23 protein-coding genes are annotated in these 24551 nt (G+C 63.0%); 13 read left to right on the top strand and 10 right to left on the bottom strand.

Annotation, left to right across the window (positions count from 1 at the left end):
- Positions 1–16: 16 nt before the first annotated feature.
- On the bottom strand, positions 17–772 hold the full coding sequence (locus AC1Q5P_RS00250; protein ID WP_039331482.1) for a glutathione S-transferase family protein: 756 nt from the start codon (positions 770–772) through the stop codon (positions 17–19).
- A gap of 92 nt (positions 773–864) precedes the next feature.
- Between AC1Q5P_RS00250 and AC1Q5P_RS00245 the strand changes: the two genes are divergently transcribed.
- A complete protein-coding gene (locus tag AC1Q5P_RS00245) occupies positions 865–1287 on the top strand; it encodes a GFA family protein (protein WP_492476394.1) in 423 nt (140 codons plus the stop codon).
- 3 nt (positions 1288–1290) lie between these two features.
- A complete protein-coding gene (locus AC1Q5P_RS00240; RefSeq protein WP_492517840.1) occupies positions 1291–2145 on the top strand; it encodes a DUF817 domain-containing protein in 855 nt (284 codons plus the stop codon).
- Here AC1Q5P_RS00240 and AC1Q5P_RS00235 read toward each other — a convergent pair.
- Positions 2132–3019, bottom strand: coding sequence for a L,D-transpeptidase family protein (locus AC1Q5P_RS00235; protein WP_492517839.1), 888 nt, complete (start codon positions 3017–3019; stop codon positions 2132–2134). The two genes, AC1Q5P_RS00240 and AC1Q5P_RS00235, sit on opposite strands and share 14 nt — an antisense overlap.
- A gap of 136 nt (positions 3020–3155) precedes the next feature.
- Between AC1Q5P_RS00235 and AC1Q5P_RS00230 the strand changes: the two genes are divergently transcribed.
- The 5 genes from AC1Q5P_RS00230 to AC1Q5P_RS00210 all read left to right on the top strand — a co-directional run bounded on the left by AC1Q5P_RS00230 (position 3156) and on the right by AC1Q5P_RS00210 (position 8889).
- Positions 3156–4337 (top strand): vWA domain-containing protein, encoded by a 1182-nt coding sequence (locus AC1Q5P_RS00230; protein WP_427464952.1) that lies wholly within the window; start codon positions 3156–3158, stop codon positions 4335–4337.
- Between the two features lie 16 nt (positions 4338–4353).
- Complete coding sequence (locus tag AC1Q5P_RS00225) at positions 4354–5133, top strand: enoyl-CoA hydratase (protein WP_039331156.1); 780 nt, start codon at positions 4354–4356, stop codon at positions 5131–5133.
- 282 nt (positions 5134–5415) lie between these two features.
- Entirely contained in the window at positions 5416–6804 is a 1389-nt protein-coding gene (locus AC1Q5P_RS00220; protein WP_039331157.1) for a tetratricopeptide repeat protein, read from the top strand.
- A 138-nt stretch (positions 6805–6942) separates the two neighbouring features.
- Positions 6943–7539 carry a twin-arginine translocation pathway signal protein gene (locus AC1Q5P_RS00215; protein WP_492517838.1) on the top strand — a complete coding sequence of 199 codons (597 nt, stop codon included), beginning with the start codon at positions 6943–6945 and terminating at the stop codon, positions 7537–7539.
- Between the two features lie 75 nt (positions 7540–7614).
- Complete coding sequence (locus AC1Q5P_RS00210; RefSeq protein WP_492517837.1) at positions 7615–8889, top strand: MFS transporter; 1275 nt, start codon at positions 7615–7617, stop codon at positions 8887–8889.
- A 6-nt stretch (positions 8890–8895) separates the two neighbouring features.
- Here AC1Q5P_RS00210 and AC1Q5P_RS00205 read toward each other — a convergent pair whose 3' ends face one another.
- Both AC1Q5P_RS00205 and AC1Q5P_RS00200 read right to left on the bottom strand, forming a co-directional pair.
- Positions 8896–10110: an exo-beta-N-acetylmuramidase NamZ family protein gene (locus AC1Q5P_RS00205; RefSeq protein WP_492517836.1), complete on the bottom strand. Its 1215-nt coding sequence runs from the start codon at positions 10108–10110 to the stop codon at positions 8896–8898.
- The gene (locus AC1Q5P_RS00200; RefSeq protein WP_492517835.1) at positions 10107–10649 is read right to left on the bottom strand and encodes a DOMON-like domain-containing protein; all 543 of its coding nucleotides are present in this window, start codon (positions 10647–10649) and stop codon (positions 10107–10109) included. The genes AC1Q5P_RS00205 and AC1Q5P_RS00200 overlap by 4 nt, the downstream gene beginning before the upstream one ends.
- Positions 10650–10696: 47 nt before the next feature.
- On the opposite strand from AC1Q5P_RS00200, the gene tyrS reads away from it, so the two are divergent.
- The 5 genes from tyrS (at position 10697) to AC1Q5P_RS00175 (ending at position 15484) form a co-directional block, all read left to right on the top strand.
- The gene (gene tyrS, locus AC1Q5P_RS00195) at positions 10697–11926 is read left to right on the top strand and encodes a tyrosine--tRNA ligase (RefSeq protein ID WP_492517834.1); all 1230 of its coding nucleotides are present in this window, start codon (positions 10697–10699) and stop codon (positions 11924–11926) included.
- Positions 11927–12068: 142 nt separating this feature from the next.
- A complete protein-coding gene (locus AC1Q5P_RS00190; protein WP_039331164.1) occupies positions 12069–12407 on the top strand; it encodes a pilus assembly protein PilZ in 339 nt (112 codons plus the stop codon).
- A 96-nt stretch (positions 12408–12503) separates the two neighbouring features.
- Complete coding sequence (locus AC1Q5P_RS00185; RefSeq protein WP_492517833.1) at positions 12504–13799, top strand: MFS transporter; 1296 nt, start codon at positions 12504–12506, stop codon at positions 13797–13799.
- A 57-nt stretch (positions 13800–13856) separates the two neighbouring features.
- Positions 13857–14774 (top strand): cysteine synthase A, encoded by a 918-nt coding sequence (cysK, locus tag AC1Q5P_RS00180; protein ID WP_039331166.1) that lies wholly within the window; start codon positions 13857–13859, stop codon positions 14772–14774.
- 5 nt (positions 14775–14779) lie between these two features.
- Complete coding sequence (locus AC1Q5P_RS00175) at positions 14780–15484, top strand: dienelactone hydrolase family protein (RefSeq protein ID WP_492517832.1); 705 nt, start codon at positions 14780–14782, stop codon at positions 15482–15484.
- Here the strand turns inward: AC1Q5P_RS00175 and AC1Q5P_RS00170 are convergent.
- The 5 genes from AC1Q5P_RS00170 to AC1Q5P_RS00150 all read right to left on the bottom strand — a co-directional run bounded on the left by AC1Q5P_RS00170 (position 15481) and on the right by AC1Q5P_RS00150 (position 20931).
- Positions 15481–16938 (bottom strand): phosphotransferase, encoded by a 1458-nt coding sequence (locus tag AC1Q5P_RS00170; protein ID WP_492517831.1) that lies wholly within the window; start codon positions 16936–16938, stop codon positions 15481–15483. The genes AC1Q5P_RS00175 and AC1Q5P_RS00170 overlap by 4 nt on opposite strands.
- Positions 16939–17017: 79 nt before the next feature.
- Positions 17018–18820: an acyl-CoA dehydrogenase C-terminal domain-containing protein gene (locus AC1Q5P_RS00165; RefSeq protein WP_062347884.1), complete on the bottom strand. Its 1803-nt coding sequence runs from the start codon at positions 18818–18820 to the stop codon at positions 17018–17020.
- A 29-nt stretch (positions 18821–18849) separates the two neighbouring features.
- Positions 18850–19326: a MerR family transcriptional regulator gene (locus tag AC1Q5P_RS00160; RefSeq protein WP_039331172.1), complete on the bottom strand. Its 477-nt coding sequence runs from the start codon at positions 19324–19326 to the stop codon at positions 18850–18852.
- Positions 19327–19357: 31 nt separating this feature from the next.
- Positions 19358–19693, bottom strand: a complete 336-nt coding sequence (gene hisI, locus AC1Q5P_RS00155; RefSeq protein ID WP_492517992.1) for a phosphoribosyl-AMP cyclohydrolase — start codon at positions 19691–19693, stop codon at positions 19358–19360.
- A 446-nt stretch (positions 19694–20139) separates the two neighbouring features.
- Positions 20140–20931, bottom strand: a complete 792-nt coding sequence (locus tag AC1Q5P_RS00150; RefSeq protein WP_492517830.1) for a double zinc ribbon domain-containing protein — start codon at positions 20929–20931, stop codon at positions 20140–20142.
- Positions 20932–21053: 122 nt separating this feature from the next.
- On the opposite strand from AC1Q5P_RS00150, the gene AC1Q5P_RS00145 reads away from it, so the two are divergent.
- On the top strand, positions 21054–21785 hold the full coding sequence (locus AC1Q5P_RS00145; RefSeq protein WP_492517829.1) for a class I SAM-dependent methyltransferase: 732 nt from the start codon (positions 21054–21056) through the stop codon (positions 21783–21785).
- A gap of 69 nt (positions 21786–21854) precedes the next feature.
- On the opposite strand, the gene ppdK is transcribed toward AC1Q5P_RS00145, so the two are convergent.
- A complete protein-coding gene (gene ppdK, locus AC1Q5P_RS00140; protein WP_492517828.1) occupies positions 21855–24518 on the bottom strand; it encodes a pyruvate, phosphate dikinase in 2664 nt (887 codons plus the stop codon).
- Positions 24519–24551 lie beyond the last annotated feature (33 nt).

The raw sequence follows: 24551 nt of genomic DNA, 5'->3' as shown, positions 1-24551 counted from the left end.
CCGATGCAAGGGCGTCTCACTCCCGCGGCCCAAGCTTTTCCAGCTCTACCTGCGCGAACATCGCCTTTACCGCCGGCCGCTCGTTGATCTGTTCGATCCAGCGCACCAGGTGAGGCGTGTCCTCCTTGTTCACCAATTCCTTGAAGCCGAACGGCATGCCGTTGGCGATGGCGAAGTTGCAGATGTCGGCCAGGGTGTACTGCCCCGGCACCAGCCATTCATGGTCGGCAAGGTGGTCGTCCAGCTTTCGCACTGAGTAGCCGATCTTGCGCATTTCCTCGTCGAGCATGTCCTGCGGGAAGCCTTCGCGGGCGCGCCGCCACTTCACCTGCTGCTCGACCACCGGGATCGCTTTCACCTTTTCCTCGAACTCGGCGTCAGTAAGGCCCTTGACCATGTTGCCGACATAGCGATGCCAGCCAATGGTCGAGACGCACCAGCAGAAGTATTCGTCCACCCACTTCGTCCAGATGCGCATCTGTGCGCGCCCGAAGCTGTCGGCTGGGCGGAGCGAGACTTCCGTCGGGTATTCGTCCTCGAGATACTCGCAGATCACGGTTGATTCAGTGATGACCTTGTCGCCGTCCACCCCAGAGTCGACCAGCGCCGGCACCTGACCGCGCGGATTGATCGCCTTGAACCAATCGGTGTGATGCTCGAACTTTGCAGGATCCAGCCGATGCTTCTCGACATCGAGGCCCTTTTCGAACACCGTCAGCAGCGGTTTCATCGAGTTGGCAGCCGGTCCGAAACTGTAGAGCTTGAGTGTCATGGCGTTATCCTCTCCAAGTGGCAGCACCATAGACAATTGTATGTAACACTAACAATACCCAATTACTGAAAGCCTGAAGGAAGCTTTTTGCCATGCCCTATTCCGGTCAATGTGCTTGCGGTTCCGTCCACCTCGAGATCGCCGGGGAGCCAATTGCGACTCGCCAGTGCTGGTGCCGCCAGTGTCAGCAGATTGCGGCCGGTGGCCCGACCAATAACGCAATCTTCAAGGCGGAAGACGTCAACATCACCGGCACCCTGGCCCATTCCGAATGGACGGCGGCCAGTGGCAACACCCTGACGTTCCACTTCTGCCCCGCCTGCGGCACGCAGATCTTCGCGCAGAGTTCTGCACGCCTTCACCTGAAGACAGTGCGCTTCGGTGCCCTTGACGCAGGCCACGGCCTGCGCCCCGAAGCGATCATCTGGACCGAGGATGCACCGCCCTGGGCTCAGTTCCATCCTTCTCTCGAAAGCTGGCCGCAACAGCCCCCTGCCCCGCCGCCCGTCAGCTAAGGCATGAGCGACCTTGCGCCGAGGCCCACCGCCCATACGCGGTTTGCCGCCATTCGCGCGCGGCTGGAGGCCATCGATCCAGCGCCGGGGCCAACGGCGTGGATCTACGAATTCCTGCTGTTCGGCTTCAAACAGGGGTGGGCCTGCCTGTTCGGTGGCCTGATGTTGGCGATGCTGTTGGGTACGCACCTGTTCTGGCCGACGGACGCACCGATCGCCCGCTATGACGCGCTGACGATCGGTGCACTCGCGATCCAGATCGCCATGCTGCTGCTCCGGCTTGAGACTCTGACGGAGGCCAGGGTCATCCTCGCCTTCCACGCGGTCGGCACGATCATGGAACTTTTCAAGACCGCCTACGGGTCATGGACCTACCCGGAACCAAGCCTGCTGCGGATCGGCGGCGTGCCGCTGTTCTCCGGATTCATGTACGCCTGCGTCGGAAGCTATATCGCCCGTGTCTGGCGCATCTTCGATTTCCGCTTTCCGCATTATCCGCCTGCCGCGTGGAGCTACGCACTGGCAGTTGCTGTCTACGTGAACTTCTTTGCGCATCACTGGCTGCCGGACGTTCGCCTGCTTCTCTTCGCGGCGATGGGCCTGCTCTTCTGGCGCACCCGCGTGATCTTCCGCGTGTGGCGGGAAAACCGTTCCATGCCGTTGCTGCTTGGCTGGTTCCTCGTGGCGCTGTTCATCTGGTTCGCGGAGAACATCGCCACTTTCTCACGCGCGTGGATCTATCCCAGCCAGGAGGCGGGCTGGACCCTTGTCTCCCCTGCAAAGCTCGGCGCTTGGTACCTTCTGATGTACATCTCGTTCGTGCTGGTTGCGGCCGTGCACCGGGTCAGATCACGTTGAAACAGTCCTGCCCCGAACGCTTCAGCACGCCGCACAGCGCATGGGCGCCGGGGGCGCTGGCGCGCAACCGCCAATAGCGGCGCTGGCCGACCACCGCAGGGACAACGGCCTTCTGGAAACTCGCCAGTTCCGGGTACATCACGACCGCACCCTGCCAATGCGCCTCCGCTTCGGCAGGGCTCAGCGCCGCAGCAAGCTGGATCGTCTGGACCGACGTCGCGGCAGCCATCCCAACGCGGGGACCTGCTTCCGGCACTGCAGCCGGCGCTTGCGAATTGAGCGCCAGAGTCACCGCCCCCTGCTCTGAACGGAGCGGAGCATTCGTCACCACAACTGTCGTCCGGTCTGCCTTCGTCAGGTCGAATAGCGCCTTGGCAAAACTGCGCGGCAAGCGGATGCAGCCGTGGGAGGCCGGATATCCCGGGACATACCCGGCATGGATTGCAATGCCGCGCCAGGTCAGCCTCTGCATGTAGGGCATCGGGGCGTTGCTGTAGATATTGGAACGATGGAACACCCGCTTCTGCAGGATCGGGAATACACCGGCCGGGGTCGAATGTCTGCGCTTGCCTGTAGAGACCGGCGAGGAACCCCAATGCGAGCCATCCTTGAACACGTGCATCCGTTGCGACGCCTTGCTAACCACGACCAGCACACCCGATTGCAGAACGTCCGCAACCGGCGGGGGCAATTGTGGGCGGACAGGCTGCGCGACTAGCGGGGCGACCTGAGGGGCAACCGGCGGGGGCGCGATCTGCTGGATCACCGCATCCTGCACATCTGCCCGCGCCTCCCGCGCCGGCAGCGCCAAGCCGAGGCCCGCCAAACCCAGCAGAAGCCCAACGATCGCAAGCAAAACCGTAGCGCGACTCATGGTAAACTGCCCTTAACCATGTTTCCTCATGGCTTAACCGTTTGTCGCTTCCGCTCAACCGCCTATCGCGTAACAGCCCTTGCCGATCGCAGCGGCAGCGCTTAATCACTCGGTTAAGTCAGAGGAGCCGCAGCCCGTGTTTTTCAATTTCGTCGACGAGTTGCGTGCCGCAGGCATTCAAGCCAGCTTCAAGGAGCACCTTGTCCTGCTCGAAGCGCTGGACAAGGACGTGATCGAGCAGACACCGGAAGCATTCTACTACCTTAGCCGCGCGACCTTCGTGAAGGATGAAGGTCTGCTCGACCGCTTCGACCAGGTGTTCAACAAGGTCTTCAAGGGCCTGCTCACCGATTACGGCCAGCGCCCGGTCGACATCCCCGAGGACTGGCTCAAGGCCGTGGCCGAAAAGTTCCTGTCCGAAGAAGAGATGGAGAAGATCAAGTCCCTCGGCTCGTGGGAGGAGATCATGGAGACGCTCAAGAAGCGTCTCGAAGAGCAGGAGAAGCGCCATCAGGGCGGCAACAAGTGGATCGGCACGGGCGGCACCAGCCCGTTCGGCAATTCCGGCTACAACCCGGAAGGCGTCCGCATCGGCGGCGAGAGCAAGCACAAGCGCGCGGTAAAGGTCTGGGAAAAGCGCGAATTCGCAAATCTCGACAACACTCGCGAACTCGGCACGCGCAACATCAAGATCGCCTTGCGCCGCCTGCGCCGCTTCGCCCGCGAAGGGGCAGCAGACGAGCTCGATCTCGACGGCACGATCGAAGGCACGGCGCGCCAAGGCTGGCTGGACATCCGGATGCGGCCGGAAAAGCGCAACGCGGTCAAGCTCTTGCTGTTCCTCGATGTCGGCGGATCGATGGACCCGTTCATCAAGCTGGTCGAGGAACTGTTCAGCGCGGCAACCGCAGAATTCAAGAACATGGAGTTCTTCTACTTCCACAATTGCCTGTATGAAGGCGTGTGGAAGGACAACAAGCGCCGCTGGTCGGAACGCACCAAGACCTGGGACATCCTCCACAAGTTCGGCCACGATTACAAAGTGGTGTTCGTTGGCGACGCGGCAATGAGCCCCTACGAGATCAGCCATCCCGGCGGCAGCGTCGAGCATTTCAACGAGGAATCGGGCGCGGTGTGGATGCATCGCGTGGCGCAGACCTACCCCGCCACGGTCTGGCTCAATCCGGTGCCGGAAAAGCAGTGGACGTATTCGCAGTCGACCAAGATGATCAAGGACCTGATCGGCGGCAGCATGTACCCCCTGACTCTCGAGGGACTCGACGGGGCCATGCGCGAACTCACTCGCAAGAAACACTGACTCCGGGGGGCAGGCAATGGGCAAGACGATCCTCGCGCAACGGACGGCAGAGGGTCGACACGACCTGCTGCTGAATCGACCTGACAAGTTCAATGCCCTGTCGCAGGCCGTCCTCGCCGAACTGCTGGCCGAACTTTCGGACATCGCGAGCGACAATGAAGCGCGCGTCGTGGTCCTTGCCGGAGCGGGAAAGGCCTTCTGTGCCGGACATGATCTTGCCGAGATGCAGGCTGACCGCAATCTCGACGCCTACCACAGGCTTTTTGCTGCCTGTACCGACGTGATGGAGGCGATTGCTGCTCTCCCTGTTCCCGTCATTGCCAAGGTCCATGGCGTTGCCACCGCCGCAGGTTGCCAATTGGTCGGCGCCTGCGACCTTGCCGTCGCTTCCGAAGACGCGCGCTTTGCTGTTTCAGGAATCAACGTCGGCTTGTTCTGCTCAACCCCTGCCGTGGAGCTCAGTCGGAATGTGCCTGCAAAGCGTGCTTTCGAGATGCTGGTGACCGGGAAATTCATCGATGCCCGCACCGCCGCCGACTGGGGCCTTGTCAATACCGTCGCTCCGGCCGAGGCGCTTGATGCCGCAACCGATGATCTCGTCGCCACGATACTCGCCAAGAACCCCGATGCGATCCGCCGTGGCAAAAAGCTTTTCAACACCCAGCGCGAGTGCTCCCGCTCCGAAGCATATGCTCTCGCTTGCGAAGTCATGGCGCAGAACATGATGGACGAAAACACCGACGAGGGGATCAATGCCTTTCTGGAAAGGCGTGCTCCAGTCTGGCGGACGGCCTGACGGATAGAAACAGTTCATATTCTCGGCAATTAGTATTGTCCGTTCCAGAAACCCCGCTAGTCATCAGCTGACGTTGGGGGGATTGCCATGAATTTGAAGAATGCTCTTGCCGGGCTCACGGCTATATCGCTTGTGCTGCAGCCCATCACAGCATTCGCAGCAGACCAACCGACACCAGCTCCAACTGCTCCAGTTCCTGCTGCCCCAATTCCTAATGGCAAAGCTCCCGCCGGTCCATCGGCCTTTGTCCGCTGCGACGGCTTCCCGAACAAGGCCTCTACCTTGGGCACGGTTGCCCGGCTTGTGGCGATCACTGCCGTGATCGGTCTGCTCCTTCCTCCGCGCGAAGGCTATGATCCCAAGAAACGCGCCAACGGTGTGGACGGCATCAAGGCTTGTGACGAAGCCCTTTCCGGTCCCGAGCCTGCAAAGGACGGCGGTCGGCGCATCGAGCTGATCTTCGGTCGTGCAATTCACCGGATGGAAATGCAGGACTGGGACCGCGCCATTGCCGACATCCGCTCGGTCACGACGGACCAGCCCGATCTCACTGCCACGCTTGCCTACAAGCAAAGCCTGGGCCTCACCGCGATCGAGCTGCAGGCCATGGCGCTGACCGGCAAGGGCGATTACGCAGGCGCCCACGCACTCGGCCTTGAGCTGGCCAATCAGGCGCCCTTCGATATCAAGGCCCAACTCTCCGCGATGCAATATCTCGCGATCGCCAGGGCTTACGGTAGTGCCGAAGCGGCTGTTTTCGATCAGGCGGTGCGTGTCTACCCGCTCGCCGTGCTCGAACGCGCTGCAGCACGGGCCGTCGATGGACGTTTTCTTGAAGCAGCGTCCGACTACAAGGCCTTTGCCGATCTTCTCGGCACCGTTCCCAAGGTACGCGGCTATTCCTCGCTGGCACGCGCCGCTGTCGCGTACCGTCTCGGCGGGAACGTGGCAGAGGGCGATCGACTGATGAAACTGGCACTCGCCGCAGCAGAAGCCGACACGGCCCAGGGCAAGACTGACTCACCGGTAACTGCAACAAACGAAGCCAATGACCTCTACGCCATCGTTGTGGCGCTCGATTCCGGACAGGGCATGCGCGCCCGCACGCTGTTTTCCGCGCGTTCGCGCTGGCCGACGATCAACGCCGGGCTGGTTGCCGGAGTGGCCCGAAAGCTGGAGACGGTGGGCACACCTGCGGAACGCGCCAACACGCCAATTCCGACAGCCAAGGAGGTTCTGGCAGCGGAGGAGACACGCATCGCCGCCCAGATAAACAATACCGGCGATGACAATTCCGATCGGTTCGACACTTTCCGTCCTGCCTTCGCCCAGACCGAATTCGCCAAGTTCGCCGCGAACGTATGGAAGACGGACAAATCGAAATACGTGACCACGCCGAAGACCGACATCGAGTATGGCGAGTTTGTCGACACTTCGCGCAATGGCACCGGTACACCCGGCACCTATGCCTTGCTCCTGCATCTTGCACTGCTGACCAAAGCCCGGGGGCATAGCCACTTCATGCTCATGCCTGCCCAGACCTCGCTCTATCGCGCCAGATTCCGCACCGGCACGCCAGGTGACGGAAAAGTCTTTGCGGAAATGGCATTCGAGCCCGAGGCGGTCATTGCCTCGCTGGCGCCGCTGATCCCTCAGCCCCTCAAGAAGTGACGGCCTGAGGAAGCGAGAGCTTTGACATCGAGGGCGGGACCTACCATCTGACCCTCGCGCAAATCGCGTATTGCGCGACAGGTCGAGGGCAGCCCAGTGTCCGGCAAGAGGTTCGGATCTTCCGGAGACAAAGGACCAATGCCCTTGAAGTTTGCAGCAGTCTGTCTGGCGGTTTCGGCACTATCGCCCACAATCGTGGCGTCGCCAGTGCTCGCCGCCGAGAACGGCAAGGCCCAGCTGCCCCTCGTTCCCGCCGAGTTCGGCGTGCCTACCCTCGTCGAAGCGCCAGACTTCAAGCTGGTTCCGCTTGGTCCCGAACTCGTGAAAATCGACTATGATGCCTACATGTCGTCGATCGACCATTTGCAGAAGACCTTCACGCGCAGCACGTCGTGGCCTCATGCCGGGATAACCGACGCCGAGGCGATGGCCGACATGCAGACCGAGCAGGCCCGTTTTGCCCAGCGCAAATCATTTGCCTATGCCGTGTTGACGCCTGACGGCAAGCGCGAGCGGGGCTGTGTCTATGTGCAGCCAAGCCCGGTCGCAGGTTACGATGCCGTGGTCCTGATGTGGGTAACCAAGGCAGAGCATGACGCCGGCTTCGACAAGGAGCTGCAGGCGTGGGTAATGCAGTGGATTGCCAGCGAATGGCCGTTCAGGAAGGTAGCCTACCCCGGTCGCACCATCGGCTGGGACAAATGGGACGCGCTTGTTCCTACAAAGGCACATTAGGGCCGCCAGCGAAATTCTTGACTCCCACCCCGCATCTGCCAGCCTTGCGCGGGTGTTCGATCAACGGGGGCGATCGTGTCAGGGCATACCGTGGAAGAGCGCAAGCTAGCCCGACGCGCAGTGATTGCCGCCACAACCGGCAATGCGCTGGAATTCTACGATTTCATCACCTTCAGCTTTTTCGCGATCCAGATCGGCAAGGTATTCTTCCCTTCGGAAGATCCGTTTGTCAGCCTGATGGCCTCGTTGGCGACTTTCGGCGTCGGCTTTATTGGTCGCCCGCTTGGCGCATGGGCGATCGGCGCATGGGCAGATCGGCACGGACGCAAGCCGGCGATGCTCATGAGTATGACCCTGATGGGCGTATCGGTCGCGGTCCTCGCGCTCACGCCGTCCTATGCCGCCATCGGTGCCGTTGCGCCAGTGGTCGTGGTGCTGGCGCGCCTGCTGCAGGGTTTTGCTTTGGGCGGCGAAGTGGGCTCGGCCACGACCTACATGCTCGAAACCGCGCAGGATCATCGGCGTGGCTGGTCGATCAGTTGGCAAGGGGCGAGCCAGGCCATCGCATCATCGGCCGGATCGCTGGTCGGCCTCTGCCTCAGCCTTGCCCTCACGCCTGACCAGTTGACTGCCTGGGGCTGGCGAGTGGCCCTGCTGCTGGGCACGGTGATAGTGCCGTTCTCGCTGTGGATCCGCCGGTCCCTGCCTGAAACGATCCATGCGCCGGACCACCTGCCCACCGGTCACGTTCCTGCCGGAGTCTGGCGCACCGTCATTCTCGGGATGATGATGATCTCGGGCGCGACCATCGCCACCTACCTGTTCAACTACATGGCGACCTATGGCCAGAACACTCTGGGCTATTCTGCCAGCATCTCGCTGGGCAGCACGCTGGCGGTAAATGTCGCGCGGTTCTTCGCGATCCTGCTCGGCGGCTGGATGAGCGACCGGTTCGGGCGGCGACCGCTGATGATCTGGCCGACATTGGCGTTCACGCTGGCGATCGTGCCAGCTTACATAACTCTGACCAATGCGCATGATCGGGCGATGTTCCTCGCGGTCAACGGCTTGCTTGCATTCGTCTCGACCCTGCCGAGCGGTGCCGTCTATGCCGCAATTGCCGAAAGCCTGCCCAAGGCAAGCCGCGCCCGCACCTTCGCACTGGTATATGCCCTGCCCGTCACGTTCCTGGGCGGATCGACGCAGTTGGTGATCACCTGGCTGCTGAAGATCACCGGAAATCCGATGGCCGTCGCCTGGTACATGGTCTCGGCCGCCGCCGTGGCCCTTCTGGCAATGGCCTTGATGCACGAAAGCGCCCCGCGGCGGACACAGGCAGCCTCAGCCTGAGGTTCGTCAGTAAAGCAGGAAGCGCGCCCGCTCTTCGATCCACGCCGTCTCATCGGCTCTCGCCAAGGTGTCGAGATCGTCCGCAGTGCTGGCCGCATCGTCCACCCACTCGCGCAGCGCAGTGCCGCCGTTGATCACGTCGATCGCCAGCTTGTCGAAAACGTACTCGTAAGGAAAATCGCGCCAGATCGGGTAATCCGGATAGAGCCTGCGGATGGCCTTGAAGGCCAGCGCCTGCAGCCGCCACGGACGGAACGCGTGGTGGTCGTAAAACGCGCCCTCGGCATGGATCATCAGCGCATTGCAAAGTGTTTTCGCATGCTTGTGGAAGGTCGGCTCGAACCAGCATTCGCGGATGGCGCATCCCTCCATCCATTGCGGCGCGAAGCTGCGCATTTCGGCAAGGACAGCCTTGGCGTCAACGTCGGGCGCCCCGAACAGCACTTCCAGCGGGCGCGTCGTGCCACGCCCTTCGGACAAGGTCGCGCCCTCGATCATCACGGTCCCGGCATAGGCTCGCGCCATGTTGAGACTGGCGGCGTTGGGCGAAGGGTTTATCCAGATCCTCCTCTGCGGCCAACCGAAGCCGGGCCCTTCAGGCTCCCAGCCCTCCATGCTGATCACGCGGTAGTCGACGTCGAGCTTGAAGTGCTCCACGAACCATGCGCCCATCTCGCCCAGCGTCATTCCATGCCGCATCGGCATCGGGCCTGCACCAACGAAGCTCTCCCAGCCCGGCAGCAGCGTGGTGCCTTCGACAGGGCGGCCCGCGGGATTGGGCCGGTCAAGCACCCATACCGCCTTGCCGGTTCCGCCATTCCTGTTGGACTCGGACGCGGCCTCAAGCAGATAGAGCAGCGTGGTAACGAAGGTGTAGATGCGGCAGCCGAGGTCCTGCAGGTCGAACAGGAACACCTCCGCAGTGTCCATCATTGCTGCGGTCGGCCGGCGCACCTCGCCATATAGGCTGAACACGGGGATGCCGTAGATCGGGTCCAGCTCGTCGGCGGTCTCGACCATGTTGTCCTGCTTGTCGCCCTTGAGGCCATGCTGCGGGCCAAGGGCGGACGTGATGTTGATGCCGCCGGCGATCAGCGCATCGAGCGAATGGACCAGGCCTTCGGTGACCGAGGCCGGATGGGCCACCAGCGCGACGCGCTTTCCTTCGAGTGGCTTCCTCAGGGCGGGGTCGGCAAGCAGCCGGTCGATACCGAATTTCATGGCTGGTGCGGTGCCTCAAGGCGGCTCGCGAAGCAAGACTCGTGATGGAAGTCTGGCCGGTCTTCACGGTGGGCCATCGCCCAGTATGACTTGTGCCCGCCCTCTTCCTCGATCACCGCAGTCAACCCGTACACGAAAGGAAGCGCGGGCAAGGCCGCCGTGGGCAGCGCGACGTCGAAGATCAGCACTGACTGCCCCCGGCGCGGCGTGCAGACCGGTGGACGAGGCATCGCACGCTCAACCATCCCCTCGCGATAGCCGCAAAAATCATAGGCCGCCCATGCCTGCGAGGGCGAGAAGTTGAACTCGACATAGTCGTCGCGATGCCGAGGCCTCACGAAGAGCTCGAAGCACGTCGTCTGCCAAAGGCCATCAGCCCGGACCTTGCCTGCAAACGGTGGCAACACGATGCGCCCTGCGCCCTCCACCCGCCAGCGCAAGCTCAACCACCGCGGCTCGAACGCAAGTATCCGCGCGCAAAGTCCGGTAACGCCAAGCGGCGGCGTCGTGGGGTGATGCACAAGCTCGAACGTTTCCAAGCGCTGTTCTCCGTGCTAGGCGCGCCGCCACAGGAAAGAAGGCTCCGATGACCCAGTACCAATCCACCCTCCTCCGCCTGCTTGACGAGCGCGGCTACATTCATCAGCTGACCGATGCCGAAGGGCTCGACAAGCTGGCCAGCGAGGGCGTGGTGCCGGGCTATATCGGCTTTGACGCCACTGCGCCATCGCTCCACGTCGGCAGCCTCGTGCAGATCATGATGCTGCGCCGCCTCCAGCAGGCCGGGCACAAGCCGGTGGTGCTGATGGGCGGCGGCACGACCCGTATCGGCGACCCGACGGGACGGGACGAGAGCCGCAAGATGCTGTCGGACCAGACGATCGAGGACAACATTGCCTCGATCTTCACGGTGTTCTCAAAGCTCCTGAAGTTCGGCGATGGACCTACCGACGCCGTGATGGTCAACAATCACGATTGGCTGGGCAAGCTGGGCTACATCGAGTTGCTCCAGGAAGTCGGCACGCACTTCACGGTCAATCGCATGCTCACGTTCGATTCGGTCAAGCTGCGGCTCGAGCGCGAACAGCCGATGACCTTCCTCGAATTCAACTACATGATCCTGCAGGGCTACGATTTCCGCCATCTCAACAAGGCGATGGGCGTGCGCCTGCAGATGGGCGGCTCGGACCAGTGGGGCAATATCGTCAACGGCATCGAACTCACCCGCCGCAAGGATGGCAAGGAAGTCTTCGGTCTGACGACGCTGCTGCTCACCACCGCCGATGGCAAGAAGATGGGCAAGACTGCGGCCGGCGCGGTGTGGCTCAACGAGGACGCGCTGCCCGCGTGGGATTTCTGGCAGTTCTGGCGCAACACGGATGACCGCGATGTCGGCAAGTTCCTGCGCCTGTTCACAGATCTCCCTCTCGACGAGATCAAGCGGCTCGAGGCCCTGGAAGGTAGCGAGATCAATGCCGCGAAAGTCGTTCTGGCCAACGAGGTAACCCGGCTTGTGCGTGGCGAAGAAGCCGCCAAGGCGGCCGAAGCCACCGCCTCGGCGACCTTCGCTGGCGGCGGGCTCGGTCAGGACCTGCCCGTTTTCGAATCAGCCGAAGGCAGCATCGGAATCATCGACGCGCTTGTCGGGCTTGGCTTTGCAGCCAGTAGAGGGGAAGCGAAGCGCCTTGTGGCCGGCGGCGGAGCAAAAGTTGCGGGCGAACCGGTCACCGACGAAAGCTTTCGCATTGCCCTGTCCTCCGAAGAGATCCGCATCTCGTCGGGCAAGAAGAAGCACGGCATCCTTCGGCGCGCCTGACATGCGTGCTCTCGTCAATCTTACGTGATCCATAACGGCAGAGGCCTGCCGGTTCCGGCAAGCCTCTGCCGCAGCTTTACGAATTGTTCGCCATTTCGGTCCTATATCCTTCGGCATAGTCACTCATGCGCCAGGAGGAACGATGCGCGGCGGAGCCCAGCTTTCAGTCACCGATCTGCGTCGTTCCACCCGGCACCCGGTCAATTTGCCCGTGATCGGGGAACATCGCGCACGGGGCGACATCATGCTGCAGTTCGCCAATATCTCGACAACCGGGTTCATGGCCAATGGCTGCGGCGATCTTGGCCGAGGAGAACGCGTTACAGTGCGGCTGCCGGTCATCGGACGCATTGAGGCCTTTCTCGTGTGGACCGACGGCGATCGTGCCGGTTTCCAGTTCGAGCGAATCATCCGCCTTGATGATTTCAACAAGCTCATCCGCGCCATCCAGCCCGGACCCCGGTCGCGCAGTCAGGGCTGACGCTCCGCGCATGGTCCTTGCCGCAGCCCAGTTGCTGCGCCAGCCCCAAATTTTGCTTTCTTGGCATCGTCCCGGTCGGCTGGCATTGCACCGGCCGTGACCACAGCTCCTCCTGATTCCCCGACTTCGGCTTCGCCCTCCTCGCCTCTTGCCATTCCCGATTACCGGCGATTCTGGATCGCCCGCTTTTTTTCGGTGCTTGCGACATCGGGAATGGTAGTGATCCTCGGGTACCAGCTTTATGACGTTGCCCGCGGACAATACGGGATGTCGATCGCCGAGGCCGCATTCCAGCTTGGCTTGCTCGGCCTTGCGCAGTTTCTGCCGCTGTTTCTGCTTACTCCCGTAGCCGGAGTTGTCGCCGACCGGTTCGATCGGCGCAACGTTGCGGGGCTTGCGATGTGCATCGACCTGGTTGTCGCCCTGTCACTCGCGCTCTGCACTTATGCCGAGGCCCTGTCGTTACCTTTGCTGTTCGGGCTTGGCGCTCTCCACGGAACCGCGCGCGTCTTTATCGGCCCTGCGCTATCCTCCATTGCACCCAATGTCGTACCTGCAGAACTGATGCCAAAGGCGGTGGCGATCAATTCGATGGCATGGCAGACCGGCTCGGTCGGCGGCCCGGCCATTGCTGGCCTGCTTTTCGCAGGGCACCCGTCCCTGCCCTATTGGTTGTCGACCGGGTTGCTGGCGCTGGGCGCTTTCTGCATCTTTGGCATCCGCAGGATTCCGCCGCCGGAAGGCAACCGCAACGCGCACCCCTTGCGCCAGATTCTCCAGGGCCTCTCGTTCGTGTGGAACGACCGGTTCCTGCTCGGTTGCGTCACGCTCGATCTATTTGCAGTGCTCCTCGGCGGAGCCACCGCACTGCTGCCGGTTTTCGCCCGCGACATTCTCTTCATCGACGGACGACCGGTCGGCGCCGATGGCCTCGGCTTGATGCGGGCAATGCCGGGCCTCGGTGCTGCGCTTGTCGCGTTCGTCCTGGCTCGCAAGCCGATCACGCAGAATGTCGGCAACAAGATGCTGTTGGGCGTCGTGATCTTCGGCCTCTTCACCATCGGCTTCGGACTATCGACGAACTATTACCTGTCGCTGCTGATGCTGGTCGGCATCGGCGCGGGGGATATGGTTTCGGTATTCATCCGTAGCACGCTCGTGCAGTTGCACACCCCGGATGACGTTCGCGGACGTGTCTCCTCCATCTCCGGCCTGGCCATTTCGGCATCCAACGAACTGGGCGAAATGCAATCGGGCGTGGCCGCGGCCCTGATCGGTGCTGTCGGCGCCGTGATCTTCGGCGGCATCAGCGCCATTGCCGTGACGGCGGCGTGGTTTTTCCTTTTCCCGGAACTGAAGAACGCGCGAACCTTTGCAGCGCGGTACAGATAGTCCTAGGCTGTCCCCCAAGACTCCATCCAATCCCTTCACCAAGAGGAGCCAAGCGACATGAGAGCGGATTCCATCCTCGCCACTATCGGCAACACACCGCACGTTCGCCTGTCCCGCCTGTTTCCCGACCACGAGGTATGGGTGAAGAACGAGCGCGCCAATCCCGGCGGCTCGATCAAGGACAGGATCGGCCTTGCCATGATCGAGGCAGCAGAGGCTGATGGCAGCCTCAAGCCCGGCGGCACGATCATCGAGCCGACCTCGGGCAACACTGGTATCGGTCTTGCCATGGCCGCAGCGGTCAAGGGCTACAAGCTGGTCCTCGTCATGCCCGAATCAATGTCGCTCGAACGCCGCAGGCTGATGCTCGCCTATGGCGCCACCTTCGACCTCACCCCGCGTGAAAAGGGCATGAAGGGCGCCATCGAGCGCGCCCGCGAACTCGTCGAATCGACCGAGGGTGCATGGATGCCCCAGCAGTTCGACAATCCTGCCAACGTCGCCGTCCACGTACGGACGACGGCCCAGGAAATCCTCAAGGATTTCGCCAGCGAACCGATCGACGTGCTGATTACCGGAGTCGGCACCGGCGGCCACCTCACCGGCTGCGCCGAGGAGCTGAAGAAGCACTGGCCCTCGATGAAAGCCTACGCGGTCGAGCCGACGCTTTCGCCGGTCATCTCGGGCGGACAGCCGGCCCCTCACCCGATCCAGGGCATCGGCGCCGGTTTCATTCCCGGCAACCTTCACACCAAGTCTATCGACGGAGCCATTACCGTCGATCCGGCCGATGCCAAGGAAATGGCGCGGCAGTGCGCGGCCAAGGAAGGCATCCTCGTCGGCATTTCCTCTGGAGCGACCTTGGCGGCGATTGCCCAGAAGCTTGGAACCCTGCCCGCCGGCAGCCGCGTGCTCGGCTTCAACTATGATACCGGCGAGCGCTATCTTTCGGTTCCGGACTTCCTGCCGGAGTAAGCGCGATGGCGGTCGAACAGGTCGATTACGCAGACGGTGACTTGGCCCTCACCGGCTTTCTGGTGAAGCCTGAGGGGCCGCCCCGCGCAGCCGTGCTGGTCCTGCCGACGATCGCCAACTGCAATGCCCCGATGATCCGCCGCGCCCACATGCTGGCGCAGGCGGGTTGTCTGGCGATGGTCGCCGATTTCTACGGCGTACAGGTCCGCGATTTCGACCACGCGCGTGAACTGGCGGGGCCATTGCGCGCAAGCGTGGAAAGCTACCGCCAGCGCCTGCACGCCGCCCTTGCTGCTCTGACCGGGCGAGCGGAAGCGCAAGGTCTGCCCGTTGCCGCGATCGGCTACTGCATGGGCGGACAGGCCGCACTCGAGTTGGCGCGCGACGGGGCGGAACTCGTCCTGGCCGCCAGCTTCCACGGCCTGCTCGACACGCAGGCCCCCGCCGCACCCGGCGCCGTGAAAGCCCGAATCCTGGTCTGCCATGGCGACGCCGACCCGATGGTTCCGCGCGCGCAAGTCATGGCATTCTGGGAAGAAATGGACGCTGCCGGGGCCAACTGGCACTTCCACAGCTACAGCGGCGTGCGCCACGGCTTCACCGATCCGGGCAGCGACGAGCGGGGCATGGCCGCCATCGGCTATGACGCCAGCGCCGACCGACAGAGCTGGGCTGCGTTGATGGAACTGCTTGACGAAGTCCTGGGCTAGGCCAGACCCCAGTCCCGCACCGCTGCAATGTTGCGCTCGGCAAGGGTTAGCAGCAACCGATCGCCGTGATCGCTCTCCGGCATGGCAAGGATCGCGCCCACCGTGAACTGCAAGGGGACCGGCAAGGCCGTCGCATATTCGGCCCGCGCCTGTTCGAGTCCCCACTCGGGTGCAACCTCCGCCATCGCTGCAACGTGGCGTTCAATCAACGCGGCCTCGCAAGCCCGGCGATCCACAGGCGAAAGTGAACCCGACAAGAAATAGGCAAGGTCGAACATCGGACTGCCGCGCGCGGCAAATTGCCAATCGATCAGCCAGGCGCGTGGGCCCTCTGGCGTATCCTCGAACAGGACATTGTCGACGCGGGGCTCGCCGTGAATTAGCGCGTCCCCCTTCGCCGCAGCTTCGATATGCCCGCGAATGCGCGGCACGAAACTCTCTATTGCGTCGATCAGCGCGGGCTCTGCCCTTCCGGCAAAGCGCCGCTTCCATTCCGTCACAGCGAGCGCGAACCCCTCGGCAGACCGCCCTGCAAGCGCCGCGCGATCAAACAGCCAATCGGCTGCATCCAAGCGCGGATCACCCCAGGTTGCCGAATGCAGCGCTGCGAGTTCGCGCGCCACCGCCCCTGCTTCGGCCACGCTGCAGCCGGCGATCTGGTCTCCCGGACGGGCTCGCTCAGACAGGTCCTCGAGCACGAGATTGATCGTGCGACCGTCTGCGCCGGTCCTGGCCCAATAAGCGCGCGGCGTAGCGAGCGGCGGCACAGTCCCAAGGAACCGGTAGACCTCGCACTCCCGGTGATAGACGCCAAAATCGCCCGCCACGGACACGGCCTGCGGAATGCCCGATGTGATCTTGCAGATGACGGACCCAACCGCATCCGCCGCATTCGCATTGTAGGTTACCGCCGCCCGGATCGTCTGCGACAGATTGCCGTGTCCGATGGGCTTTGTGGCAACGAGGCTCACCCTCGGCGCAGGCACATCTCCATGCTGGAACACCGCCTGCAGCCATGCGGGCGTGATCCCGTCCATCGTGGCAACAAGCGCAGGTTCGGGCAGGTCCTGCGGCACCGAGGCGTCGCCTTCACGCCCCCAGCGACCGGCAACGTAGCTCGAATTCCAGCAGTCGGTGAACTTGCCGTCGACCGCCTTGAACACTTCGATGCCGCAGAGTTCGATCCGCTCACCCTTGCGGGTGTGCATGTTCCAGACCGAGGTTACATAGGTATCGTCGGCATGCAGCACTTCGTGCTCGAAGTACGGCTCAGCCTTTTCGCTCTGCTGACGCACCCGCGCAATCTGGTCCTCGAGCGAAAGCGCCGACACACTGCCGGGATCGTGACGAACAATCGGATCGGCACAGAGCTCTCGAATGAGTTCGGCGTTGCGGTTGTTCCAGACTTCCGTCCAGTAGAGCTCGATAAGCTCCTTGGGGCTGCGCCTGATCATGCCTGTCTCCCATTATCGGCAGAACTAGGCCTCAGCGAGGCGCAGCCCGTCAAGCGAGCCGACTTGTCAGATCACCGCATCAGGCGATGGCGAGCTGCTCCGGCGTCAACGCCATGATCGTATCGCCACCGGCCTCCACCTGGCGGCGCAGCGCCCCGGCTTCGGTGGTATAGCGCGTTGCCCAATGGCGGGCGCAGGTCAGCTTGGCCTCGTAGAACGCCTTGTCTTCGGTGCCATCTGCCAGGGCAGCAGCCGCAACCTTTGCCATGCGCAGCCACATCAGGCCGAGGGACACGATGCCCGTCAACGTCATGTAGGCATAGGCGCCGGCGCCAAGGTTGTTCGGGTTGGCCATGGCGTTCTGCATGAACCACATCGTCGCGGCCTTCAGTTCGCCGTTGGCCTTGGCGAGACGTTCGCCGACGAGCTTTACCGTCTCATCCGAGGACTCTTCGGCACACTCGGCATCGATCAGCGCAAAGAACGCCTGGATCGCGCGCCCGCCGTTCAGCGCCAGCTTGCGCCCGACAAGGTCCATCGCCTGAACGCCATTGGTGCCTTCGTAGATCATCGCAATGCGCGCATCGCGGACAAACTGGTCCATGCCATTCTCGGCAATATAGCCGTGACCGCCCCAGACCTGCTGCATGTCGGTGGCCACCTTGTAGCCCATGTCGGTGCCATAGCCCTTGATCACCGGGGTGAGCAGGCTGATCAGGTCGTCAGCCATCTGGCGCTCCTCTGCCGTCGCCGCCTTGTGCGACAGGTCGACCTGCAGCGCGCCCCACAGGCACAACGCGCGCATGCCCTCGATGAAGGTCTTGGCGTCCATCAGCATGCGGCGCACGTCGGGGTGGACGATGATCGGATCAGCCTTGGCCTGCGGATCCGCCGGCCCCGTCAGAGCGCGGCCCTGGCGTCGGTCAAGCGCATAGGCAAGGCCGTTCTGATAGGCGACTTCGGCCTGCGCCAGCCCTTGCATGCCCACGCCAAGGCGCGCGGCGTTCATCATGATGAACATGGCGGCAAGGCCCTTGTTCTCCTCGCCGACCATCCAGCCCTTCGCCCCGTCATAATTCATGACGCAGGTGGCGTTGCCGTGAATGCCCATCTTTTCCTCGATGGACCCGACCGAGACGCCGTTCTTCTCGCCCAGCGAACCGTCGTCATTGACGATGAACTTTGGGACAATGAACAGTGAAATACCCTTGCTCGATTCCGGGGCACCCGGCGTCTTGGCGAGAACGAGGTGGATGATGTTCTCGGTCAGGTCATGATCGCCCGCCGAGATGAATATCTTGGTGCCGGTGATGGCGTAGGAACCATCGGCCTGCGGTTCGGCGCGGGTGCGGATCATGCCGAGGTCGGTGCCGCAATGCGGCTCGGTCAGGTTCATGGTTCCGAGCCATTCGCCGGTGACCATCTTGGGCAGGTACTTGGCCTGCTGCTCGGGCGAGCCTTTGGCGATGATTGCCGAGATCGCGCCATTGGCAAGGCCGGGGTACATCGCAAATGCCTGGTTGGCCGTGGCAAGGTACTTTTCCATGATGAAGCCCATCACGTGGGGGAGCCCCTGACCGCCGTAGGCTTCGGGCGCGGAGAGCGTCCCCCAACCCCCTTCGACATACTGGCGATAGGCGTCCTTGAAGCCGGTCGGCGTGGTCACGCTGCCGTCGGGATGGCGAGTGCAACCTTCCCTGTCCCCGGAAAGGTTGAGCGGAGCGATGACCTCGGAAACGAAGCGTCCTGCTTCCTCGATGATCGCATCGGTCATATCCGGCGTTGCGCTCTCGAAGCCCGGCAGGTTGCCATAGCTTTCAAGGCGGATCAGTTCGTTGACGACGAAACGGGTGTCGCGGGTCGGCGCGTTGTAGATCGGCATTTGGTCCTGTCCCTTTAAGCGTTCGGCCTTCAGACCGTTGGATCGCGGCCTTCAGACCGCTCCTTGGCGATGACGAGATCGACAAAGCTGGTCAGCTCGTCGATGGTCGCAGCAATGTCCGCCTGTTGGCGACGCAGGTTCTCGATCCGCTCACGACACTTGGCAATCGTGACTCGGCGCTGCTCGGCGCGCCCGTCACCCATGTCGTAAAGATCGATCATGTCGCGAATCTCGGCGAGGCTGAAACCCACGTTCTTGGCGCGCATGATCCAGGCGAGACGCGCGCGGTCCCGCTTGGAATAGATGCGTGACAGCCCGATCCGTTCGGGCGCGATCAGCCCTTCGTCTTCATAGAAGCGCAGTGCACGGGCCGTCACCCCGAACTCGTTGGAAAGATCGGAAATGGTGAACTGGTCACGCTTGAGCGCATCGGGCTGATCGAGATGCCCGGTGTGCTCGTTCTGTGCAGACGGATCGCGAGTCGCTGTGGCGGCATGCTGTGACATGTCGCCAAGCTAACTAACCTTTACGTAAGCGTCAATCGACGATGCGTTGCAACGAGCCTTCCGGAGTAATGCGACGATAGAAGCAGGTCGGCGCCAGCGTGTGACACGCTGGACCCCCCGGTTCGACCCGAAGTTCCAGCGCGTCCTGATCGCAATCCACCCTGATCTCGACGATCTTTAGCACGTGGCCTGAGCTTTCACCCTTCATCCACAGCTTGCCGCGCGAACGTGAGAAGAAGTGCGCAAAGCCGGTCTCGAGCGTCCGCTCCAGCGCCTCGCTATTCATGTGCGCCAGCATCAGTAGAGCCCCGCTCGCATGATCGACGGCGACAGCGGTGAGCAGGCCGTTCGAATCGAATTTCGGCATGAGTTGGTTGCCCTGCTCGCGCAGCCCGGCATCGCATGAAGATGACAAAGTGGGGGTTGCCTTCCTGAAGGTCACTGTGTGTGGCGGTTTTGTTGCACGATAACCACACAATGCTGCAAAAGCCATGGCCGCAGAACAATCTGCTTCCGTCCAAAGCATGAATGGGTGATGAAGACGCAGCGGTTTGAGGGAACCGTCAACTGAACCGCCAGCCCGCAACCGGGCGGCAGTGGACGTAGCGCCAATGTTCAGGGACACTTGATGAGGGGCCGGTTGGCTGCCTCGCAGCAGGCCCAAAGGGGCCGCGCGAAGCGAGACCGGATGGTGAGGGTAAAAGCGGGACGGTCAGGGGGCCGTCGGTATCGCGGTCAACGCGGACGCCGCAAGATTTTCGTCACGAGGGCGCCCGGAACTTCGGTTCCGGGCGTTTCCTTTTGTCGTCGGCATCAGCCCTGCACATCCGGCTCCGGGAGAGCGCGCAGACCATCAAGGGCTTCGTCGAGAACCCGCGAAAAGCAGGCAATCTTCACCTCGGCCACCTTGGCCTTGCGCAGTGCCACCATGCAGGCATCCGTCGTCGCGCCGCTGGTCATTACGTCATCGACCAGCAAGACGCGCGCTCCTGACAAGCGCGAAGCGAGGCGCGGATTGGGCTGGATCGCACCGGTAAGCGCGCGAGCTCGAGCCTTGCGGTTCAGACCGCCAAGTGACGGCGTCGCCCGCGGGCGAAGCAGCCCATCAACCATGAGTCGCTGGCCGGTCAATCTCGCAAGTTCCCGCGCCAGAAGAGCCGACTGGTTGAATCCGCGCCGCATCAGCCGCCAGCGGTGGAGCGGCACCGGCACAACAAGCCATTCTCCTTCAAGTCCGGCGAGCCTTGGCAGAATCATCCGGGCCATCATCGGCACAAGCCCGATTCGCCGTCCATGCTTGAGAGCCAGCACCAGCGCGCGGGACGGCTCGTTATAGAGCGTCGCAGCGGCGATACCGGTGTGCCTGGGTGGCTCTGCCATGCACGGCGCGCAGAGCAGGTCGGCCTCTGCCCCGTGCTGTTCCCCCATCGGGCGTTGACACAGCTTGCAGCAAGTGCCCGACGGGACGACGATCTTGCCCCAGCAGCCCAGGCAAAGCCCCCCATGCGCCGCCACGGGACTGCCACACAGCGGGCAGCGGGGCGGGAACACGAAGTCGACGATCGGCGTCAACACGGCGGAGAACTGCACAGCATACAAAGGCATTGCCGCATCGTCGCACGATTGCCCCTCTTGGCAAGACCGGCGGACACGGGCACTGCCCGGAAATGGCCAGCACTCCCCCCGTTATTTTTGCTCGAAATCGGCGGAATGCCGTCCGCCGCCGCATGGCGCATCTGCAAACGGCTCCGGACGCGCCGCGCTATATCGTCGATGACATGGTCGAGGACGTGATCGAGCGCCTGTCCTTCCTCCGCCACGAACCCCGGCGGGCTCTGGTCATCGGCGACTGGACCGAAGCGATTGGTGCGGCGTTAGGGGCCTCAGGCGCAACTGTTGACCGCCGCGATCCTGCATTGGGAGACGCGCTGGTCGACGAAGAGGCGCCCTACCCTGCCCCTGCCGGGTACGACTTCATCGCCAGCCTCGGCACACTCGATACCGTCAATGATCTGCCCGGCGCGCTGGTGCACCTGCGCCGCGCTCTGGCCGATAGTGGGTTGATGATTGCGTGTTTCCTCGGGGCGGGGTCGCTACCGGCGTTGCGCGCGATCATGCTCGAAGCCGATGGTGACCGCCCTTCCCCGCGCATCCATCCTCAAGTCGACGTGCGCGCTGGCGGGCAGCTGTTGCAGCGGGCTGGTTTCGCCGACCCGGTGATCGACAGCCATCACGTCGACGTACGGTTCAGCTCGTTCGCCGGGATGATCGCTGACTTGCGTGGACAAGGTCTTAGCAACTGCCTTGCCCGACCCGGCGCACCGTTGGGGAAAGCCGCGCTGGCCCGCGCACATGCAGCTTTCGACGCTCGCCGGGATTCCGACGGCAAGGTTAACGAAAGGTTCGAGATTCTGACGCTCAGCGGCTGGGCGAAGGCCCTGCGCCCGCCCAAGTTCTGAGCCGCCCACAAGGCAAGTTCGACGCACCAACGTGGAGTGTTTCCCCGGGGAAACACTCCAGATAGGTTATCAACCCAAAGCCGCCTGGGCCGCCGCGAGCCGTGCAATCGGCACGCGATAGGGGCTTGCCGAGACGTAATCGAGGCCGGTCTTCTCGCAGAACGCGATGGAAGCCGGATCGCCACCATGCTCGCCACAGATACCGAGCTTGATGTCCGGGCGCGTCTTGCGGCCACGTTCTGCTGCCAATTCGACGAGTTGGCCGACGCCTTCAATGTCGAGACTCACGAACGGATCGCGCGGGTAGATGCCCTGGTCGACGTAGGGGTTTAGGAACCGCGCTGCGTCGTCACGGCTGACGCCGAGCGTGGTCTGGGTGAGATCGTTGGTACCGAACGAGAAGAACTTGGCTTCCTCGGCAATCTCGCCTGCCATCAGTGCGGCGCGCGGCAGCTCGATCATGGTGCCGACCATGTATTCCAGCGTCCGCCCCTTCTCGGTGAAAACCTCGAGCGCGACCCGGTCGACCAGTGCGCGCAGGATTTCGAGTTCCTTGCGCGTGGCGACCAGCGGGATCATCACTTCGGGAATCGGTGCATCGCCGCTCCTCTCGGCAACGTCGCAGGCCGCCTCGAAGATGGCGCGGGCCTGCATCTCGTAGATTTCCGGGAAGGTAATGCCGAGGCGGCAACCGCGGTGGCCCAGCATCGGGTTGAATTCGTGGAGTTCGCCCGCGCGGCGCTTGAGATGCTCGACGCCAAGCCCGGTGGCTTCGGCGAGTTCGGCAAACTCGGCATCGGCGTGGGGCAGGAATTCGTGCAGTGGCGGGTCGAGCAGGCGGATCGTGACGGGCAGGCCGGCCATGACCTCGAAGATCGACTGGAAGTCGCTGCGCTGTTCGGGCAGCAGCTTGGCAAGGGCAGCGCGGCGGCCCTTCTCGTCCTCGGCAAGGATCATCTGGCGCACGGCGCTGATGCGGCCTGCTTCGAAGAACATGTGCTCGGTGCGGCACAGACCGATGCCTTCGGCCCCGAACTGGCGCGCGACCTGGCAATCGAGCGGCGTTTCGGCGTTGGTGCGCACCTTCATGCGGCGGTGCTTGTCGGCCCAGGTCATCAGCGTGCCGAAATCACCAACGAGTTCCGGCTCCACCGTCGGCACGAGGCCGGCCATGACATCGCCGTTCGAGCCATCGAGAGTGATGACATCGCCCTCCTTGACCTCGCAATTGCCGATCTTCGCTGTCCGGCTGGCCATGTCAATCGACACGCCCGACGCGCCCGAGACGCAAGGGCGGCCCATGCCACGCGCGACCACGGCGGCGTGGCTGGTCATCCCGCCGCGTGCGGTGAGAATGCCCTTGGCAGCGTGCATGCCGTGGATGTCTTCGGGCGAAGTCTCGACGCGGACGAGGATCACCGCGTCACCACGCTCGGCGCGGGCTTGCGCGGTATCGGCGTCGAACACGACCGCGCCCGAAGCCGCGCCCGGTGATGCCGGCAGGCCCTTGGTCAGCACGTCGCGCTGCGCCTTGGGATCGAGCGTGGGGTGCAGAAGCTGATCGAGCGCCATCGGATCGATGCGCTTGATTGCGGTGGCTTCATCGATGAGGCCTTCGGCTACCATGTCGACCGCCATCTTGAGCGCGGCCTTGGCGGTGCGCTTGCCCGAGCGGGTTTGCAGCATCCACAGCTTGCCCTGCTCGACGGTGAATTCGATATCCTGCATGTCACGATAGTGCTTTTCGAGCAGCTCGAACACGGCGGCGAGCTCGGCATAGGCGCCGGGCATCGCCTCTTCCATCGACAGCGGCTTGGCGCCTGCCCGCTCACGTGCGGCGCGCGTCAGGTACTGCGGCGTGCGGATGCCGGCGACGACGTCTTCGCCCTGGGCATTGACCAGCCATTCGCCGTAATAGGCCTTCTCGCCGGTCGCCGGGTCGCGGGTGAAAGCAACGCCGGTGGCCGAAGTATCGCCCATGTTGCCGAAGACCATCGCCTGCACGTTGACGGCGGTGCCCCAGTCATGCGGAATGTCGTTGAGCTTGCGGTAGACCTTGGCGCGATCGGACTCCCAGCTGTCGAACACGGCGCCGATGGCGCCCCACAGCTGTTCGTGCACGTCCTGCGGAAACGGGCGGCCGAGCTGGTCTTCAACGATAGCCTTGTATTCGCCGACGAGCGCCTGCCAGTGTTGAGCACCAAGCTCAACATCGTTGAAGAAGCCGTTGTCTTCCTTGATGATTTCCAGTGCGTCCTCGAAGCGGTGATGGTCGAGGCCAAGCACCACGTCGGAATACATCTGTATGAAACGGCGGTAGCTGTCCCAAGCGAAACGTGGATCGCCCGAACCGGCGGCGAGACCTTCAACGGTCTGGTCATTGAGGCCGAGGTTGAGGACGGTGTCCATCATGCCCGGCATCGAGACGCGCGCGCCCGAGCGGACCGAAACGAGCAGCGGGTTCGACGCATCGCCGAAGGTGCGGCCGGTGGCCTTCTCGATATGCGCAACGCCGTTGGCGACACCTGCTCGCAAGGCATCGTCAAAGGTCTTGCCGCTGGCGTTGTAGGCGGTGCACACTTCGGTGCTGATGGTGAAACCCGGGGGCACCGGCAGGCCGATCCCGGCCATTTCCGCAAGGTTCGATCCCTTGCCGCCGACGATGGTCTTGTCCTTGGCCCGCGCGTCCGAAGACGATGCGCCGCCGCCGAAGTGGAATACGTATGCGCTCATGCCGCCAACGAGGCTCCCTGCGTAAGTCTGTTC

The sequence above is a fragment of the Novosphingobium sp. GW835-FHT14H07 genome (genome assembly GCF_058793515.1).
The sequence above is the reverse complement of the archived record's forward strand: the minus strand, read 5'-3'. Positions and strand labels throughout refer to the sequence as shown.

Excerpts from the sequence above, each read along its gene's own strand:
- AC1Q5P_RS00165 (WP_062347884.1), bottom strand. The coding sequence starts at position 18,820 with ATGCCGATCTACAACGCGCCGACCCGCGACACCCGTTTCGTCGTCAAC.
- AC1Q5P_RS00160 (WP_039331172.1), bottom strand. The coding sequence starts at position 19,326 with ATGTCACAGCATGCCGCCACAGCGACTCGCGATCCGTCTGCACAGAAC.
- AC1Q5P_RS00235 (WP_492517839.1), bottom strand. The coding sequence starts at position 3,019 with ATGAGTCGCGCTACGGTTTTGCTTGCGATCGTTGGGCTTCTGCTGGGT.
- hisI (WP_492517992.1), bottom strand. The coding sequence starts at position 19,693 with ATGCCGAAATTCGATTCGAACGGCCTGCTCACCGCTGTCGCCGTCGAT.
- AC1Q5P_RS00205 (WP_492517836.1), bottom strand. The coding sequence starts at position 10,110 with ATGAAATTCGGTATCGACCGGCTGCTTGCCGACCCCGCCCTGAGGAAG.
- AC1Q5P_RS00175 (WP_492517832.1), top strand. The coding sequence starts at position 14,780 with ATGGCGGTCGAACAGGTCGATTACGCAGACGGTGACTTGGCCCTCACC.
- AC1Q5P_RS00145 (WP_492517829.1), top strand. The coding sequence starts at position 21,054 with ATGGCGCATCTGCAAACGGCTCCGGACGCGCCGCGCTATATCGTCGAT.
- AC1Q5P_RS00215 (WP_492517838.1), top strand. The coding sequence starts at position 6,943 with ATGCCCTTGAAGTTTGCAGCAGTCTGTCTGGCGGTTTCGGCACTATCG.
- ppdK (WP_492517828.1), bottom strand. The coding sequence starts at position 24,518 with ATGAGCGCATACGTATTCCACTTCGGCGGCGGCGCATCGTCTTCGGAC.
- AC1Q5P_RS00225 (WP_039331156.1), top strand. The coding sequence starts at position 4,354 with ATGGGCAAGACGATCCTCGCGCAACGGACGGCAGAGGGTCGACACGAC.
- AC1Q5P_RS00245 (WP_492476394.1), top strand. The coding sequence starts at position 865 with ATGCCCTATTCCGGTCAATGTGCTTGCGGTTCCGTCCACCTCGAGATC.
- tyrS (WP_492517834.1), top strand. The coding sequence starts at position 10,697 with ATGACCCAGTACCAATCCACCCTCCTCCGCCTGCTTGACGAGCGCGGC.
- AC1Q5P_RS00150 (WP_492517830.1), bottom strand. The coding sequence starts at position 20,931 with ATGCCTTTGTATGCTGTGCAGTTCTCCGCCGTGTTGACGCCGATCGTC.
- AC1Q5P_RS00240 (WP_492517840.1), top strand. The coding sequence starts at position 1,291 with ATGAGCGACCTTGCGCCGAGGCCCACCGCCCATACGCGGTTTGCCGCC.
- cysK (WP_039331166.1), top strand. The coding sequence starts at position 13,857 with ATGAGAGCGGATTCCATCCTCGCCACTATCGGCAACACACCGCACGTT.
- AC1Q5P_RS00170 (WP_492517831.1), bottom strand. The coding sequence starts at position 16,938 with ATGATCAGGCGCAGCCCCAAGGAGCTTATCGAGCTCTACTGGACGGAA.
- AC1Q5P_RS00250 (WP_039331482.1), bottom strand. The coding sequence starts at position 772 with ATGACACTCAAGCTCTACAGTTTCGGACCGGCTGCCAACTCGATGAAA.
- AC1Q5P_RS00190 (WP_039331164.1), top strand. The coding sequence starts at position 12,069 with ATGCGCGGCGGAGCCCAGCTTTCAGTCACCGATCTGCGTCGTTCCACC.